Origin of the sequence: Leucobacter massiliensis, assembly GCF_002982315.1 — a bacterium.
GTDB classification, from domain to species: Bacteria; Actinomycetota; Actinomycetes; order Actinomycetales; family Microbacteriaceae; genus Leucobacter; species Leucobacter massiliensis.
Genome location: NZ_MWZD01000017.1, coordinates 539,945 through 556,270 on the forward strand (window position 1 = coordinate 539,945; position 16,326 = coordinate 556,270).

Genomic DNA, 16,326 nt, shown 5'->3' on the forward strand with positions numbered 1-16,326 from the left:
GTTCCGAGGCTGACTGCCTAGACTGGACGCCGTCCGCGCACCCGCGCACGTTCACCGACCGAAGGACTCCCGCACCCGTGAGCACCACCGATCGCCCCGCCCCGATCCGCATCCTGATCGGCTGCGACACCTTCCTGCCCGACGTCAACGGCGCCGCCCGCTTCGCGGAGCGGCTCGCTGCAGGCCTGGTGCAGCGCGGCGAGGACGTGCACGTCGTCGCGCCCTCGGTGCGGCACAATCGCACGGGCACCTTCGTGGAGACCATCGAGGGCGAGCGCATGACCGTGCACCGCTGGGCGAGCTGGCGCTGGTACCCGCACGACTGGCTGCGCTTCGTGCTCCCCTGGCGGGCCCGCGGTTACGCACGCCGCCTGCTCGACCGGGTGCGGCCGGACGTGATCCACATCCAGTCGCACATCGTCATCGGCCGCGCGCTCGCCATCGAGGGCGCCAAGCGCGGGATCCGCATCGTGGCCACCAACCACGTCATGCCCGAGAACGTGCTCGACTTCACGCCCCCCCCCGAGAAGGCGAAGCGCGTCTTCGTGCGCGGGGGCTGGACCGCCGCCGCCCGCGTGCTGCGCCTCGCCTCGGCGGTGACGCCCCCCCCCCGCCGAGCCGCCGACTTCCTGGAGCGCAACACCCACCGCAGGGGCGTGCTGCCCGTGAGCTGCGGGCTGCGCGCCGCGAACTACACCGCCGACCTCACCCCGCGCAGCAGCAACCGGCTCGTGTTCGTGGGCCGGGTGACGCTCGAGAAGGAGATCGACGTGATCCTGCGCGCGATCCCGCGCATCGATCCCGCGCTCGACGTCAGCCTCACGATCGTGGGCGACGGCGACCAGCGCAGGAACCTCGAGAAGCTGGCGGTCGAGCTGGGGATCGCGGACCGCGTGCGCTTCACGGGCCGGGTCAGCGACGAGCAGCTGCGCGCGCAGCTCACCGGCGCGAGCGCCTTTGTGATCGCCTCGATCGCCGAACTGCAGTCGATCGCCACGATGGAGGCGATGGCCTCGGGCCTGCCGATCGTCGCGGCCGATGCGATGGCGCTGCCGCACCTCGTCCACGAGGGCGAGAACGGCTATCTCTTCCAGCCCGGCAACGACCGCGAGCTCGCCGAGCGCATCGAGCGCGTGCTGCGTCTCTCGCCCGAGGAGTACCAGCGCATGCAGCGCGCCTCCCTCGACGCTGTGCAGGTGCACGACATCGACCGGACCCTCGACACCTTCGAGGCGCTCTACCGCGGCGAGGCCGTGGCCGGCTGATGCACATCCTCGTCGTCACCGATCAGCACCCCGATTCGCTCGGCGGGGTGCAGGTGGCGATCCGCCTGCAGCGGAGGTTCCTGGAGCGGCTCGGCCACCGGGTGACGGTCGCGGCGCCCGCGCTGCACCGGCCCGGCTATGTCGCCGACGCCGCGGACCGCGAGGCGTACCTCGACCTGCCCTCGCTCCCGATCACCCGCGACCGCGAATACGGCCTGAGCCTGCCCGGCGCCCGCACCGACCGGGCCCTCGCGGGCGGCCTGCGCGGGCTGCCTCCCGTGGACCTCGTCCACGTGCAGGGCGATTTCTGGGGGGCGATGACCGGCGTGCGCGCCGCCCGGGGACTGAGCGCCGCCCGGGGGAGGCGCGTGCCGCTCGTCCTCACGATGCACAATCACGTCGACGCCGGGACGCGGGCGGTCACCCCGCTCGCGCCGCTCGCCTTCGCCGGGCTGCGCGGGTGGCGGGCGGCTGCGCTCGGGCGGCCGAGGGGTGCGGTGTCGCCGCTGGCGCGCGGTGCGTGGCGCTACCTGGCGGAGCTCGCCGCGGAGGCCGCCGCGGTGACGGCCCCCTCCCGCCACTTCGCCGAGGAGCTGGAGCGGCACGGCGTCGCCCCGGAGGTGCTCGTGACCCGCGGGGGCGTCGACGACGAGGCGATCGCCGAGGCCCGCTCGCGTCCCCGCTCGCCGCGCCCGCGCCCCCGCCTCGTGTGGCTGGGCCGCATGAGCCCCGAGAAGCGGATCCTCGAGTTCGTGGAGGCGATCGGCGAGTCGGACGTCGACGCCGACGTCGTGCTGCACGGAGCCGGCCTGCTGCTGCCCCGGGTGCGCGAGCGTATCGCGCGGCTGGGGATCGCGGACCGGGTGTCGCTCGCGGGTCCCGTGCCCTATGCCGGAGCGCTCGCCGCGATGCGCGACGCCGATGCGCTCGTGCAGACCTCGATCGGCTTCGAGACGCAGGGGCTCACCCCCTTCGAGGCGGCCGCGCTGGGCACGCCCACCGTGTTCTGCGATCCGGCGATCGCCGACGATGTCGATGTGCGTGCCGGCTGGCGCGTGCCCGGCCGCAGTGTGGCGGAGCTCGCCGCCGCGCTGCGCGACGCCGTGGCGGCGCTCGCCGGGGACCCCGCAGCGCACCGCGTCCCCGAGGCGGAGGGCCGCCGCTTCCTGCAGTCGGCCCAGACGACCGTGCTGCTCGACGTCTACGAGCGGGTGCTCGGGGGACACTGAGGCCGGCCCGGGTGCGCTGGTCCGGGGCGCCCGTGCGAGGGGGGGCGCCGGGCGCCCCCCGTGCCGGGTTCCGTCCGGCGTGCGCTCAGAGCACCTTCGAGAGGAACTGCCGGGTGCGCTCGTGCTTCGGAGCGGTGAAGACGAGCTCCGGATCGCCCTGCTCGATGATCGCGCCGGCGTCCATGACGATGACCCGGTCCGCGACCTCACGGGTGAAGCCCATCTCGTGGCTCACGATGATCATGGTCATGCCCGCGGCCGCGAGATCCTTCATGACCTGCAGCACCTCGCCGACCATCTCGGGGTCGAGGGCACTGGTGGGCTCGTCGAAGAGCATGAGCGCGGGGCGCATGGCGAGCGCACGCGCGATCGCCACGCGCTGCTGCTGCCCGCCGGAGAGCGAGCGCGGCCGCACATCGGCCTTGTCCGAGAGGCCGACGCGGGCGAGCAACTCGCGGGCGTAGGCCACGGCCTCCGACTTCTTCTCCCCCTTCACCCGCACGGGAGAGTGCCAGATGTTCTCGAGCACGGTCATGTGGGGGAACAGGTTGAAGTGCTGGAAGACGAAGCCGATGTTGGACCGCTGCTTCGCGAGCGCCTTGGCGGAGATCTCCGCGGTGCGTCCGTTCTCGCGCACGCGCTCACCGATCCGCTCGCCGTTCACGTAGATCTCGCCGCTGTCGATCGGCTCGAGCCGGTTCAGGGTGCGCAGGAAGGTCGTCTTGCCGGCGCCCGAGGGGCCGACGAGCACCACGACCTCGCCGCGCTCGATCTCGATCGAGACATCGGTGAGGATGTGCCGGTCGCCGAACCACTTGTTGATGTCGACGGTGCGCACGATCGGACCGTCCGAGGTGGTGACGGGGGCGGTGAATTCCGTGGCGGTCATGCCGTGACTCCTTCCAGCTCTGCGAGCGGGTTCTTCGGCGCGACCCGGTCGCGCTTGCTGCGGAAGCCGAAGAGGCGCTTCCACACCGATTCGGCCTTCGGCAGCCCGGCCTTCGCGTTGAGCCAGTTCTCGATGAAGGTCTGGATCACGGTCCAGATGGTGGTGAGCAGCAGGTAGTAGAGCGCGACGACGATGTAGATCTCGAAGACCTTGAAGGTCGCCGCGCTCATCGAGGACCCGACCTGGAACATCTCGGCGACGCCGATGATCGAGAGGATCGAGGTGCTCTTCATGAGCCCGTTGAAGGAGTTGCCCAGGGGCGGCACCATCACGCGGATCGCCTGCGGGACGATGATCCAGCGCATGGAGCCGAGCGGAGTCATGCCGAGCGACAGCGCCGCCTCGGTCTGCCCCTTCTCGATGGACTCGAGTCCGCCGCGCACGATCTCGGAGATGTAGGCGCTCTCGTTCAGCATGAGTGCGACGATGGCAGCCTGCACAGCGCCCTTGATGAGGATCCCGACGGTGACGTCTTCGAAGCGGAAGATGTTGGCTGCGGCGAATCCGGTGTAGATGATGACGAGCTGCACGAGCAGCGGCGTTCCGCGGATGATCCAGATGTAGAGGCTGGCGAGGATGCGGAGCGGGATGAAGCGGCTGCGGCCCATGAGCGCGATGAGCAGGCCCAGGATCAGGGCGAGGAACATCGCCACCACCGAGATCACGATGGTGAGTGCGAGACCGTTGAGGAAGCTCTCGCTGGGGGTGAATAGGCTCTGCCAGAAGTAGTCCCAGTCGAATTTCATGCGGCGTCTTTCTGTGTCGGGAAGCGGTGGCGGTGCGCGCTCGGTGGCCGCACCCCCACCCGGTCGTGTCGGCGCGCCCGGTTACTCCGGCTGGGTGATGTCGTTGCTCTCGACGCCCCACTCGGCGAGGATCTCGTGGTAGGTGCCGTCGTCGACGAGCGCCTGGAACGCCTCGTCGAGGGCGTCGTTCAGCTCCGTGTTGTCCTTGAGCGTGGCTGCGCCGATGCGGATCTTGCCGAAGGGCTCGCCGACGGCGATGAGCTCGCCGTCCGACTGCTGTTCGTAGTAGCTGACGATCTCGGTGGTGTCGATGAAGGCGTCGGCCTGCTGCGCGAGCACCTGCTGCAGGGCGCTCGTGGCTTCGTCGACGAGGGTGATGTTGATGGCCTGTTCGCCCGCGGCGACGCACTCGTCGGACTTCTCCTGCGCCGAGCTCGCGCCGGTGGCGCCGTTGATGGCGACGACCTTCGTGCCGCAGAGCGAGTCGTCGAAGCCGGTGATCTTCTTCGGATTCGCCTTGTTGACCGACACCGCCGTCCCGGAGTAGAGGTAGGGGACGAAGTTGGCGATCTCCTCGCGCTCGGGCTTGATGTAGAGCGAGCCCATGATGACGTCGCACTGCTTGGCCTGGAGCGCGGGGATCAGCCCGGCGAAGGCGTACTCGCCGAGCGTGGTGGTGAGGCCGAGCTGCTTGGCGAGGGCGTTGGCGATGTCGATCTCCACGCCCTGCAGCTCGTTGTTCTCGTCGTAGTAGATGTTGGGCGCGCTGTCGCCGGTGCAGACGGTGAGCGTGCCCTCCTTGATGATCGTGGGCGGGGCGACCGCGGCGCTCGCGCCGCTCGTCTCGTCCTTCGCGGTGTCGGGCGCCGCCTGCGCGCAGCCGGCGAGGGCGAGTGCGGAGGCGGCGATGAGGGCGGTGAGGGATCCGGTGATGGCGCGGGCGGGGGAGGGGGAGGAAGCCACGGTGGTTTCTCCTAACTGATCGTGGTTCGGCTTGCCCTTCGACGGCGAAGGAGTATGCTGTGGACGGTGGCTGATGGTCAGACCAACTGACTAAGCTGTGATGGACGATACTCGGCCGCGGCGGTATCGTCAACCGCGTAACTGAACCGAAACATCGCGGTGAGGAACCCGTCACAGCGCCGCCGGGCCGAGCCGATGAGCCGCGGCCCGATGCACGAGTATCCGGTGTCGAGCACGGCGAAAGGAGCCGATATGGACTGGGAGGCGGTGGATCGCGCGACGATCCTCTCCGTGCCCGATCGCCTGTCCGTCGACCTCGAACGGCTGATCCTCGAGGGCAAGCTCACGCCCGGCGAGAAGGTGCCGCCCGAGCGCGAGCTCGCCGAGTACTTCGGCGTGTCGCGCCCCTCGATCCGGGAGGCGCTGCGCGAGCTCGAGAACCGCGGGCTCATCGACCGCAAGCCGGGCCGCGGCACGATCGTGCTGAGCCCGGGCGAGCGCTCCAACGGCTCGGACGTGGTTGCCGAGGCGATCAGCGCGATGCGGCCGGAACTGCGCGACATCATGGAGCTGCGCGCCATCGTCGAACCGCCCATCGCGCGCATCACCGCGGCGCGGGCCACGCCGCGCGACCTCGCGCAGCTGCGCGAGCTCGTGGAGGCGATGGAGGCCGACGTGTCGAAGGAGCGCTACGCCGAGCTCGACCGAGCCTTCCACCAGGCCATCGCGCAGTACGCGCACAACCCCCTGCTCGCGCTCATCAACGAGCAGATCGCCCAGCAGATCGCGCCGAGCCGCGCGAGCCGCTACCAGACCAAGGCGCGGCGCCAGGCGTCGAGCGTGGCACACCGCCGCATCTTCGAAGCGATCGCGGCGGGGGACGGGGAGCGCGCCGAGCAGGAGGCCCGGGACCACGTGCTCGACATCAGCAAGCAGATCGCGATCGCCGCGCAGCGCGGCTCGGAGAGGACGGAACCACGATGACGGAAGCCCGGAGCCCGCGGGGCGCGATCTCCACCTCCCACCACCTCGCCACGGAGGCCGGGGCGGCCGCGCTGGAGGCCGGCGGCAACGCCATCGACGCGGCGCTCGCCGCCGCCGCTGCCCTGTGCGTGGTGTACCCGAACAATGTTGCCCTGGGAGGCGACCTCGTCGCGCTCGTGCGCAGCCCCGACGGTGAGGTGCGCTTCCTCAACGCCACCGGCACCGCTCCCGCCGCGCAGTCCCTCGACGCGCTCCGCGCGGAGTACGGCGAGCTGCTGCCGCTGCGCGGGATCGACACCGTCACGGTGCCGGGCGGGGTGCAGGGCTGGGCCGAGCTGCACGAGCACGGCGCGACGCGGGAGTGGGCAGAGCACCTGGAAGCGGCCACCCGCTACGCCGCCGAGGGCGTGCCCACGGCACGCTCCGTCGCTGCCGCGATCGTGGAGGAGCGGGAGGTGCTGGAGCTCGACCACGGGTGCCGTGAGGTCTTCATCCCGCGCGGGCTGCCCCTCGTGGAGGGCGAGCCGCTCGTGCAGCCGGCCCTCGCAGAGTCCCTGCGGCTCCTCGCGGAGCGGGGGGCGCGCGAGTTCTACGAGGGTGAGCTGGCGCAGCGCTGGATCGGCGGTCTTCGCGAGCTCGGATCGCGCATCGCTCCTGCCGATGCCGCGGCCTACCGGGCCTTCTGGGACGAGCCCCTCGCGGGGGACTTCGCGGGGCACCGCGTCCTCACCGGCCCGCCCAACACCTCCGGCTTCATCCTGCTGCGCGCCCTCGCCGCCATCGAGGCCGGGATCGCAGACCCCCTCGGCGCGGGCGCCGGTGCGCTGGCCGCCGCTTTCCGCGACGCGAACGCCGTGCGTGCGGCGTTCCTCGCCGACCCCGCCGCCGGCGGTCCGAGCGGGGCGGAGCTCATCTCGATGCCGCGTCCCGAGCACGCCCCGCCGCGCGAGGCGAAGCCGAGCGGCGACACCGTGGGCCTGAGCGCGGTGAGCGCCGACGGCTGGGCGATCTCGCTCATCAACTCCGTGTACTTCGCCTTCGGCGCGGCGGTGCTCGAGCCGCGCACGGGGATCCTCTTCCAGAACCGTGGGACCTCCTTCTCGCTCGACCCCGCCTCGCCGAACGCCTTCGCGCCCGGACGGCGGCCGCGCCACACGCTCATGCCCGTGCTGATCCTGCGCGACGGCGAGCTCGCCTGGGTGCCGGCCACGATGGGGGGATCCGCCCAGCCGCAGATCCACACGCAGCTGCTGCTGCGCTCGCTGGCGGGCGCGACCCCGCGCGAGGCGACGCACGCGCCGCGCTGGATCGTCGACGAGCCGGGAGCGGACGGCCGGGTCCGCGTGACGATCGAGGAGGACGTGCCCGCGGCGGCCCGCGATTCGCTCCTCGCCGCCGGATTCGAATTGAAGACGGTGCCGCCCTACGCTGAGGATCTGGGACACTCGAACCTCATCCGGATCACCCGGGAGGGCACTGACGCGGCGAGCGACCCGCGTTCCGACGGCTCGGCGATCGTGCTCCCCGGAGCCGGATGAGCGCCGGAAGCCCCACGCCCCGACCGCCCGCGAACCGCAGAATCGAATCACTCATGTCCGAATCCCCACGTCCCAGCATCATCGTCCTCGCCCTCCTCGGGGCGCTCACCGGCCTGCTCTCGGGGGTGTTCGGCATCGGCGGCGGGATCGTGCTCGTGCCGATGCTGGTGATGATCCTCGGCTTCCAGCAGCGACTCGCCGCGGGGACCTCGGTCGCCGCGATCCTGCCCGCGGCGGTGCTCGGCAGCATCGGCTACGCCGTGCAGGGGAATGTCGACTGGGTCGCCGCGGCCCTGCTGGCGGTCGGCATCGTCATCGGCGCCCAGATCGGCAGCTACCTGCTCGCCCGGGTGCCCACGGGGTTTCTGCGCTGGATGTTCATGGCGTTCCTGCTCGGCGTCGTCATCAGCCTGTGGTTCGTGGTGCCGCAGCGCGACGCGACGATCGACATCACCGTGCTCAGCGGCGCGCTGCTGGTGGTCACCGGCCTCATCACGGGCGTGCTCTCGGGGCTGCTGGGCGTGGGGGGCGGCGTCGTGGTCGTGCCGGTGCTCATGTTCTTCTTCGGGGCGAGCGACCTCGTCGCGAAGGGCACCTCGCTGCTCATGATGATCCCGGGATCGCTGTCGGGAACGATCGGCAATGTCAGGCGCCGCAACGTGGACCTGCGAGCCGCGGCGGTGCTCGGGATCGCCGCGAGCCTGTGCTCCCCGATCGGATCGGTGGTCGCCACGCACATCACCCCGTTCTGGTCGAACATCGCCTTCTCGGTCCTGCTCGTGCTCGTGCTCGCGCAGATGCTGGTGAAGACCCTGCGCAGCCGCACGGGGAAGTAGCCGTCCGGGCCGGGCATGCAGCCCGCCCGGCATGGCCGGGTCCGCGGCCGTCGCCGCGGGCGGGCTGCTCCCGGTATCGGCCGGAGCGGAAGTTTAATTAGCTCATTTAGGGATAATTGTGTTTCAATGGGCGTATGACCGATGGCGCCCGCACCCTGAACATCTCCCTCTGGCAGGCCGCGAGCGTCCCGGCCGACGTCGATGCCAATCTCGCCGCGCTCGACCGCGCCGCGGCCGAGGCGAGCGGGCGCGGCGCTGAACTGCTCATCACCCCCGAGATGTTCGTCACCGGCTACAACATCGGGGAGCGGCTGCGGCCACTCGCCGTAGCCCGGCCGCTGGAGCGGGTGGGCGAGATCGCCCGCCGGCACGGCATCGGGATCATCGCCGGCGGCCCCGAGCCGCTCGCCGAGGGGGAGGACGCTCCCATCGCCAACGCGGCCTGGCTCATCGACGAGCACGGGACCGTCCTCGCCAGGCACCGCAAGATCCAGCTCTTCGGAGAACTGGACCGGCGGCTCTTCGTCGCCGGCGAGGCGCCGTGCACGCTCGCCGACTTCCACGGGCACCGCATCGCGATCCTCATCTGCTTCGACGTGGAGTTCCCCGAGACGGTCCGGGCGGCCGCCCGCGCCGGAGCCGAGCTCGTCGCCGTGCTGACCCCGTCGCGACAGTTTTTTCTTCTTTTTTTTTTTAAAAAGAGGCCGCCCCCAACAGATTCTCCCACCCTTATTATGGTGGGCAGCGTAAGATGTGAAAAAGAGAACGAGGAAGTTCAATGACGCACGAGTCCACCAGCCCCCGCACCGCCGCGGCCGCGACCGAGGCCGCGCCGCCGCGGCGCTCCCGCCTCACCGGCAATCTCGGCACCGGCAGCATCGCCTTCATGGTGATCGCCGCCGCGGCCCCGCTCACCGTGATCGGCGGCAACGCCCCGCTCGCCATCGGGCAGGGCAACGGCGCGGGCGCGCCGGTGGGCTTCCTGCTCGCCTCGCTCGTGCTGCTCCTCTTCGCCGTCGGCTTCGTCGCGATGACGCCCTTCGTGAAGGAGGCGGGAGCCTTCTTCAGCTACGTCACCATCGGCCTCGGCAGCCGCCTCGGCATGGGCACGGCCTACGTCGCGCTCGTCGCCTACACCGCGATCCAGGCGGGGATCTACGGCTATATGGGCTGGGCGATCATGGATCTCGTGCGCACCCTCGGCGGACCCGAGATCCACTGGTCCGTGTTCGCGATCCTCACCCTCGTGGTCGTCGGGCTGCTCGGCTACCGGCACATCGAGCTCTCCTCGAAGGTGCTCGGCGTGGCGCTCGTGCTCGAACTGCTCGTCATGATGATCGTCAACGTCGCCGTGATCGTGAACGGGGGCCCCGAGGGGCGCTCGCTCGCCTCCTTCGACCCGCAGGTGTTCCTCACGCCCGGCCTCGGGGTCGCGGTGCTCTTCGCGCTGACCGGCTTCATCGGCTTCGAGTCCACGGCGATCTACCGCGACGAGGCGCGCGAGCCGAGCCGCACCATCCCGCGCGCCACCTACCTCGCCGTGGGCATCATCGGCGTCTTCTACACGATCTCGGTGTGGGTGCTCGTCGTCGCGGCAGGTCCGGCTTCCGTCGTCGAGGTGGCCCAGCAGACGCTCTTCGGATCGAAGAACATGCTGCTCGACACCGCCGGGGACTTCGCCGGCGGCCTCACCCGCAGCGTCATGCAGATCCTCCTCATCACCAGCCTCTTCGCCTGCGTGCTCAGCTTCCACAACATCGTCGCCCGCTACCAGTTCGCGCTCGCGCGCATCGGGTCCATGCCGGCGGCGCTCGGCCGCGTCCACGACCGGCATCAGAGCCCCGCGGCCTCCTCGCTCGTGCAGAGCGTCACGGCGCTCGTCATCATCGGGATCTTCGTCGTCATCGGTCTCGACCCGCTCGTCCAGGTCTTCGGCTTCATGGCCGGCGTCGCCACCATCGGCATGGTCATGATGATGCTCCTCACCACGCTCGCGGTGGTCGTGTTCTTCCTCCGCAACCCGCGGCTGCGCAAGAACCCCTGGACGGGCACCGTGATCCCGGTCGTCGCGGTCCTCGCCCTCGCGGTCTCGGCCTGGCTCGTCCTCTCCAACTTCACCATGATCACCAGCGGCAGCGTGGCGGTGAGCATCGGGCTCGCCCTCATCCCGCCCGCCGCCCTCGTCGCGGGCGCCATCGTGAACCGGAAGGACGGCGGCCGCACGGTCGACATCCAGCTGGAGAAGCTCTAGGGCCGGGACCGGGGCCGGGGCCGGAGCCGGAGCCGGGGCCGGGGTCCGCTCGCCCCGGTTCCGACCTCCTACACTGGGGGCATGACCGATGCGACGCCGCGGGGCCCGCTGACCGCTCGACCCGACGCCGCCGCCCCGCGCGTCGCCGCGATCTCCCGGCTGAGCGCCGTCGACACCGTGCGGGCGCGCCTCACCCTCGCCGTCAACCTCGGCCTGCTGCAGCCCGGGGAGCGGCTGCCCGGCGTCGCCGAGATGGCGGAGTCGTTCGGCGTGAGCGTCGCCCCCCGCACAAGCGGGCCCGCCCGTCCCCCGGCCCCGCTACTTTACACATCTGGCACTGCACGCGATAGGCAGCTACGTGGGCGGCGCCCAGCAGGGCGGCCACCACGGCGCCGACGACCAGGTCCGCTCCTTCCTCGACGACGACTCGCACGTGCACACCCTCATCGACGAGCGCGCCGTGATCGAGGCGGGTTTCGCTGCGCTCGCCGCGGGCGCGCGCAGCGAGGACGATCTCGCCCGGCTGCGCCGCCTCACCGCCCGCATGGCCGAGACCGGCAGCTGGGCGGAGTTCCGCAACCTCGACCGCGCCTTCCACCAGCTCGTCGTCGCCTCCGCGCGCACCCCCCGAGCCGAGGGCCAGGCCGCCCGCGTCACCGAGGCCCTCGACCCCTACTTCCTGCCCTACAGCATGGGGCTCCTGCACGACAGCAACCGGGAGCACGAGCGCATCGTCGCAGCCCTGGAGGCCGGCGACGCCGGCGCGGCCGCCCGGCTGACCGCCGCGCACGTGCAGGAGCTGCACGACTCCATGTACGTCGGGCTCACGAACGCGGGCTGAGGCGGGCCCGGCGGGCCCGGTCCGGCCGTCGCCGGCGGGCCTTAGTCGAGCAGCTCCGCGACCGAGCCGATCACCTCGTCGGGGCGGAACGGGAAGCGCTCGATCTCCGCGCGGTTCGAGATGCCGGTCATCACGAGCACGGTGTGCAGCCCCGCCTCCATCCCGGCGACCACGTCGGTGTCCATCCGGTCGCCGATCATGCCGGTGTTGTGCGAGTGCGCCCCGATCCGGTTGAGCGCGGATCGGAACATCATCGGGTTCGGCTTGCCGACGATGTAGGGCAGCTTGCCGGTGGCCTTCGTGATGAGCGCGTTGATCGCGCCGGTCGCGGGCAGCGGGCCCTCTGTGCTCGGCCCGGTGGCGTCGGGGTTCGTCGAGATGAAGCGGGCGCCACCGATGATCAGCCGGATCGCCTTCGTGATCGCCTCGAAGGAGTAGTTGCGCGTCTCGCCCACCACCACGAAGTCGGGGTCCGACTCGGTCATCACGTAGCCGGCGTCGTGGAGGGCGGTGAGGATCCCCGCCTCGCCGATCACGAACGCCGAGCCGCCGGGCTGCTGCTGCTTCAGGAAGGCGGCGGTGGCGAGCGCGCTCGTCCAGATGCGGTCCTCCGGAACCTCGATGCCGGAGGCGGCGAGGCGCGCGCTGAGGTCGCGGGCCGTGAAGATCGAGTTGTTGGTGAGCACGAGGTACGGGATCTCCCTGCTGCGCCAGTGCTGGATCAGCTCGGCCGCGCCCGGGATCGCGCGGTTCTCGTGCACGAGCACGCCGTCCATGTCGGTCAGCCAGCACTCGATCTCGCTGCGGCGGGGGGTGGATCGCGCTCACGGTCATGCCCCCAGCGTAATCCTCGTGCGTGAACGCGGGGTTTCCGCGGGTCCCGCTGGAGGCGCCCGGGCGCCGCTGGCAGACTGGGGGCATGCACGAGAGAGCGGGACGGCCGGCGCAGCCGGAGGATCTGATCGACGTCGAGGCGCTGCTGGCCGCCTATGCCGAGACGGTCCCGGATCCCGCGGACCCCGCGCAGCGGGTCGTGTTCGGCACCTCCGGGCATCGCGGCTCCTCGCTCACGGGCTCCTTCACGGAGGCCCACATCGTGGCGATCAGCGCCGCCATCGCCGAGTACCGTGCGGCGCAGGGCATCGAGGGGCCGCTGTTCATCGGCGCCGACACGCACCCGCTGTCGGCGCCGGCCGAGCGCACCGCGACCGAGGTGCTCTCCGCGGCCGGGGTCCGGGTGCTCGCGAGCGCCGGAGCCGGCTGGGACCGATTCGTGCCGACCCCGGCCCTGAGCCACGCGATCCTCAGCCACAACCGCGACCGGGCCGACGACGATCCGCAGCGTGCCGACGGCATCGTCGTCACCCCCAGTCACAACCCGCCGGCCGATGGCGGCTTCAAGTACAACCCGCCGCACGGCGGCCCCGCCGACAGCGAGGCGACGAACTGGATCGCGGCCCGCGCCAACGAGTTGCTCGAGCGCGGCGTCGAGTCGATCCCGCGCCAGAGCGCGCCCGTCGGCGAGCACGACGCGGGCGCGGAGCCCGTCGGCCGCTACGACTTCCTCGGCGAATACGTCGAGTCGCTGGCGGAGGTCATCGACGTGGCGGCGATCCGGGAGGCGGGGATCCGCATGGCCGCTCACCCGCTGGGCGGGGCGAGCGTCGCCTACTGGGCCGCGATCCGGGACCGCTACGGCCTCGACCTCACCGTGCTCGGACCCGGCGTCGACCCGCAGTGGGGCTTCATGCACCTCGACTGGGACGGCAGGATCCGCATGGATCCCTCCTCCCGGCACGTCATGTCGACCGTCGAGGAGTACCGCTCCCTCTACCCGCTCGTCACCGGCAACGACGCGGACGCCGACCGCCACGGCATCGTCACCGCCGAGGGCCTCATGAACCCCAACCACTATCTCGCGGTCGCCATCGACTACCTGCTCGAGCACCGGCCGGACTGGCCGCGCGAGGCGGGGGTGGGCAAGACGCTCGTCTCCTCGGGCATCATCGACCGCGTGGTCGCCGCGCACGGGCGCCCCCTGCTGGAGGTGCCCGTCGGCTTCAAGTGGTTCGTGCCGGGGCTCGCGGGCGGCGGGCTCGTCTTCGGCGGGGAGGAGAGCGCCGGCGCCTCGTTCCAGCGCTTCGACGGCACCGCGTGGAGCACCGACAAGGACGGGATCCTGCTCGCGCTGCTCGCCGCCGAGATCCAGGCGGTCACTGGGCAGTCGCCCGCCGAGCGCTACCGCGAGCTGACGGCACGCTTCGGCGACCCCGCCTACGCGCGCGTGGACGCCGCCGCCTCACCCGAGCAGAAGGCGCGCCTCGCCGCGCTCACCCCCGAGGACGTCGCCGACACGGAGCTCGCCGGCGACCCGATCACCGCCGTGCTCACCGCGGCCCCGGGGAACGGCGCGCCGATCGGCGGCCTCAAGGTGCAGACGGAGCACGCCTGGTTCGCCGCCCGGCCCTCCGGCACGGAGGACGTCATGAAGGTCTATGCGGAGTCGTTCCGCGGGCCCGAGCACCTCGCGGAGGTGCAGGCCGCCGCGCAGGAGCTCGTGGCCCGCGTGCTCGGCTGATCCGGAGCCGCGGAACCCGCGGATCCGCGTCGGATCCGCGCCGCCGGGAATCCCTGGTTTCCGAGGCGATTCCGCACCGTGCGGGCGCGGTACGCTGATACCCATGCCGCAGCAGTCCGAACCCGTCCGCCGCTACTCCTACCTGGGGCCGGCCGGCACCTTCACGGAGGCGGCGCTCAAGCAGGTGCCCGAGGCGGCCGGGCAGGAGTGGAACCCGGTCTCGAATCTGGGCGAGGCGCTCGGCGACGTGCTCTCGGGATTCAGCGACGCGGCGATGATCGCCATCGAGAACTCCATCGACGGCGGCGTGACCGTCGCGCAGGACGCCCTCGCCACCATGCCCGGGCTGCGCATCGTGGGGGAGTACCTCGTCCCGGTGCGCTTCGTGCTCGTCGCCCGGCCCGGCACCCGCCTCGAAGACATCGCCGTGGTCGCCGGCCACCCGGTCGCCTACGGGCAGTGCCGCGCCTGGCTCGACGACCAGGTGCCGCGCCACCGTCACCTCCCCGCCACCTCGAATGTGCAGGCCGCCGCAGACCTCTTCGACCCCGAGAAGGGAGCCGACGCCGCGATCGCGCCCCCCGGGATCGAGGCCCACTACGAGGTCGAGGTGCTCGCGGAGGGCATCGCCGAGAACCCCGACGCCGTCACCCGCTTCGTGCTGGTCAGCCGCACCGTGCCCGTGGGCGAGCCCACCGGGGCCGACAAGACCTCCCTCGTGGTGGAGCTCCCCGAGGACCGCGCCGGCGCGCTGCTCGAACTGCTGGAGCAGTTCGCGACGCGCGGCGTCAACCTGACGCTGCTCGCCTCCCGGCCCATCGGCGACCGCATGGGACGCTACCGCTTCGTGATCGACGCCGAGGGGCACATCAAGGACGAGCGCGTCGCCGATGCGCTGCTCGGCGTGAAGCGCTTCAGCCCGCGGGTCGTGTTCCTCGGCTCCTACCCGCGCGCCGACCGGGTGCGCGCCACGGTCCGCGACTCCCACGACGACGACGCCTTCCGCGACGCCCGCGACTGGCTGCGCGAGGTCATCGACGGCGTCGCCCCCGCCGAGTGACGACCGGCCGGGGCCCGGATCGCGCGGCCCGGGCCGCCCAGGGCGCGGGGCCGCTCACGCCACTCAGGCGGAGAGGCCCCGCGGCGCCCACTCCGGCAGCACCCGCACCAGCAGCGCCCCCGGATCCACTTCGCCCCGCACCGCCACCGCGAGCCCGAAGTCGTCGCCGTCGAGCTGGACCGGCTCCGCTTGCGCGACCGCCAGGGCGTACCGGGTGGCGCGCGTGTAGCTCACGCTCCGCGTGTCGTTGACGAGGTCGATGATCCGCCGCCCCGTCCTCGTCTTGCGCAGCACGCCGTTCTCCCAGCCGATCTTGTTCCAGATCCGCAGCCACGAGAAGGCGCCGAGGGGGCGCAGGGCGACGACGTCGAGCTGCCCGTCGTCGAGCTTCGCCTCCGGGATCAGCAGCACCCCGCCCGGCATCAGGCCGCAGTTCCCGATCATCACCGTGTAGACCGAGAGCGGCCGCACGGGCGAGCCGTCGACGGAGTAGTGGATCTGCAGCGGCCGCTCGTGCAGCATGGTGCGCACGCCCGCGTCGACGTAGGCGAGCCAGCCCAGGCGCTTCTTCAGCGTCGCCCGGGTCGCGGAGATCGCCCGGGCGTCGAGGCCCATGCCGGCGAGCACGAGGAAGGCGTGCTCGCTCTCCGAGCCGTCCTCGCGCACGATCGACAGCAACCCCAGGTCGATCGGCCGATTGCGCCCCGCGAAGGCGGCCCGCACGCTCGCGTCGAGCCGGTTCAGCGGCGCACCCAGATTGCGGGCGAGCAGATTGCCGGTGCCCTGGGGCACCACGGCGAGGGGGATCCCGCTCCCGCGCAGCGCCTCGGCGGCGGCGCGCACCGTGCCGTCGCCGCCGCTCGCGAGCACCACGCTCGCGCCCTCCGCGAGCGCCCTGCGGGTCGCCGAGACGCCGGCGTCCTCCGCAGCTGTCTCGTACCAGCGGCTCGGAGACCAGCCGGCCAGCCGCTCCTGCGCGGCGACCGCTGCGCGCAGGGCCGGGAGATCCGTCTTGAGCGGGTGGTACACCACGGCGGCGCACGGCAGCGGGCGCGCGGGGGTGCTGGTCATGCCACCCAGGGTACT

Annotated in this window: 15 protein-coding genes; 10 read left to right on the forward strand and 5 right to left on the reverse strand. The window is 71.8% G+C overall.

Going from position 1 to position 16,326, the window contains the following annotated elements; genetic code table 11:
- Positions 1 to 77: 77 nt before the first annotated feature.
- Positions 78 to 1,265, forward strand: coding sequence for a glycosyltransferase (locus tag B4915_RS09350; protein WP_105805510.1), 1,188 nt, complete (start codon positions 78 to 80; stop codon positions 1,263 to 1,265).
- Entirely contained in the window at positions 1,265 to 2,494 is a 1,230-nt protein-coding gene (locus B4915_RS09355; protein ID WP_105805511.1) for a glycosyltransferase, read from the forward strand. Before B4915_RS09350 ends, B4915_RS09355 begins: the two co-directional genes overlap by 1 nt.
- 85 nt (positions 2,495 to 2,579) lie before the next feature.
- Here the strand turns inward: B4915_RS09355 and B4915_RS09360 are convergent, their stop codons facing one another.
- The 3 genes from B4915_RS09360 to B4915_RS09370 form a co-directional block, all read right to left on the reverse strand.
- Positions 2,580 to 3,383: an amino acid ABC transporter ATP-binding protein gene (locus B4915_RS09360; RefSeq protein WP_281258206.1), complete on the reverse strand. Its 804-nt coding sequence runs from the start codon at positions 3,381 to 3,383 to the stop codon at positions 2,580 to 2,582.
- The gene (locus B4915_RS09365; protein WP_105805512.1) at positions 3,380 to 4,189 is read right to left on the reverse strand and encodes an amino acid ABC transporter permease; all 810 of its coding nucleotides are present in this window, start codon (positions 4,187 to 4,189) and stop codon (positions 3,380 to 3,382) included. Before B4915_RS09365 ends, B4915_RS09360 begins: the two co-directional genes overlap by 4 nt.
- Positions 4,190 to 4,270: 81 nt before the next feature.
- Positions 4,271 to 5,152, reverse strand: a complete 882-nt coding sequence (locus tag B4915_RS09370; RefSeq protein ID WP_181158523.1) for an ABC transporter substrate-binding protein — start codon at positions 5,150 to 5,152, stop codon at positions 4,271 to 4,273.
- 252 nt (positions 5,153 to 5,404) lie between these two features.
- Between B4915_RS09370 and B4915_RS09375 the strand changes: the two genes are divergently transcribed.
- From B4915_RS09375 to B4915_RS09400, 6 genes are all read left to right on the forward strand, one after another.
- Positions 5,405 to 6,136: a FadR/GntR family transcriptional regulator gene (locus B4915_RS09375; RefSeq protein WP_105805514.1), complete on the forward strand. Its 732-nt coding sequence runs from the start codon at positions 5,405 to 5,407 to the stop codon at positions 6,134 to 6,136.
- Entirely contained in the window at positions 6,133 to 7,674 is a 1,542-nt protein-coding gene (locus B4915_RS09380; protein ID WP_105805515.1) for a gamma-glutamyltransferase family protein, read from the forward strand. Before B4915_RS09375 ends, B4915_RS09380 begins: the two co-directional genes overlap by 4 nt.
- Before the next feature lie 53 nt (positions 7,675 to 7,727).
- Positions 7,728 to 8,510: a sulfite exporter TauE/SafE family protein gene (locus B4915_RS09385; protein ID WP_105805516.1), complete on the forward strand. Its 783-nt coding sequence runs from the start codon at positions 7,728 to 7,730 to the stop codon at positions 8,508 to 8,510.
- A gap of 134 nt (positions 8,511 to 8,644) precedes the next feature.
- Positions 8,645 to 9,292 carry a nitrilase-related carbon-nitrogen hydrolase gene (locus tag B4915_RS09390; protein WP_105805517.1) on the forward strand — a complete coding sequence of 216 codons (648 nt, stop codon included), beginning with the start codon at positions 8,645 to 8,647 and terminating at the stop codon, positions 9,290 to 9,292.
- The gene (locus tag B4915_RS09395) at positions 9,289 to 10,761 is read left to right on the forward strand and encodes an APC family permease (protein ID WP_105805518.1); all 1,473 of its coding nucleotides are present in this window, start codon (positions 9,289 to 9,291) and stop codon (positions 10,759 to 10,761) included. Before B4915_RS09390 ends, B4915_RS09395 begins: the two co-directional genes overlap by 4 nt.
- 358 nt (positions 10,762 to 11,119) lie before the next feature.
- Positions 11,120 to 11,602, forward strand: coding sequence for an FCD domain-containing protein (locus tag B4915_RS09400; protein WP_181158524.1), 483 nt, complete (start codon positions 11,120 to 11,122; stop codon positions 11,600 to 11,602).
- Between the two features lie 41 nt (positions 11,603 to 11,643).
- Here the strand turns inward: B4915_RS09400 and B4915_RS09405 are convergent, their stop codons facing one another.
- On the reverse strand, positions 11,644 to 12,378 hold the full coding sequence (locus B4915_RS09405; RefSeq protein ID WP_105805520.1) for an HAD-IIA family hydrolase: 735 nt from the start codon (positions 12,376 to 12,378) through the stop codon (positions 11,644 to 11,646).
- 143 nt (positions 12,379 to 12,521) lie between these two features.
- Between B4915_RS09405 and pgm the strand changes: the two genes are divergently transcribed.
- Entirely contained in the window at positions 12,522 to 14,180 is a 1,659-nt protein-coding gene (pgm, locus tag B4915_RS09410) for a phosphoglucomutase (alpha-D-glucose-1,6-bisphosphate-dependent) (protein WP_105805521.1), read from the forward strand.
- A 103-nt stretch (positions 14,181 to 14,283) separates the two neighbouring features.
- Positions 14,284 to 15,240: a prephenate dehydratase gene (pheA, locus tag B4915_RS09415; protein WP_105805522.1), complete on the forward strand. Its 957-nt coding sequence runs from the start codon at positions 14,284 to 14,286 to the stop codon at positions 15,238 to 15,240.
- A 63-nt stretch (positions 15,241 to 15,303) separates the two neighbouring features.
- Here the strand turns inward: pheA and B4915_RS09420 are convergent, their stop codons facing one another.
- Positions 15,304 to 16,311 carry a diacylglycerol/lipid kinase family protein gene (locus B4915_RS09420; RefSeq protein WP_105805523.1) on the reverse strand — a complete coding sequence of 336 codons (1,008 nt, stop codon included), beginning with the start codon at positions 16,309 to 16,311 and terminating at the stop codon, positions 15,304 to 15,306.
- Between the last annotated feature and the right edge of the window lie 15 nt (positions 16,312 to 16,326).